Origin of the sequence: Pseudomonas juntendi (assembly GCF_009932375.1) — a bacterium.
GTDB classification, from domain to species: Bacteria; Pseudomonadota; Gammaproteobacteria; order Pseudomonadales; family Pseudomonadaceae; genus Aquipseudomonas; species Aquipseudomonas juntendi.
Window position 1 is genome coordinate 1 of record NZ_BLJG01000409.1, and the last position, 492, is coordinate 492.

A 492-nucleotide genomic window follows, 5' to 3' on the forward strand; every position below is an offset into this window, starting at 1 on the left:
CGCTGGGGGTCAGCCTGGCCTTCGGCGCCGCTTGTGCCTTTGCTTGCGCGTTGTGGATCACCGACCACAAGCTGGCTAGCGTGCGGGGCCCAGTGCGCAGCCTGCTGACCCTGCTGATCGTGTTCTCCAGCATGCTGCTCGCGGGCGCCAGCGGGGTGATGCCGGCCGGTTTGTCGCTGCCGGGCAGCAGCAGTGGCTGGGTGGCGCTGGCCAGCCTGGTACTGCTGTATGGGCTGGCGTTCAGCTTGCTGTTCGTCTGCGTACCCAGGTTGAACATGGCGCAAAACGCCCCGGTGATGAACGTCGAACCCATTGCCACTTTACTGCTGGGTTGGGCCCTGCTCGACCAGCAACTGGGCCCGCTGCAATTGCTCGGCGGCGCCGTGGTGGTATGCGGCATCGTGCTGCTGACGTACCGGCGGGCCAACTGATCGCTCTGCTCCAGAGGAACATTGCATGGCTGTGACCACACTGCACCTGCAGGACCGCCTG

Annotated in this window: 1 protein-coding gene; it reads left to right on the plus strand. The window is 65.4% G+C overall.

Translation table 11 applies throughout. The features are described from left to right. On the plus strand, nucleotides 1–431 hold a 431-nt coding region (locus GYA94_RS26365; protein ID WP_161893421.1), incomplete at its 5' end, for an EamA family transporter. Nucleotides 432–492 lie beyond the last annotated feature (61 nt).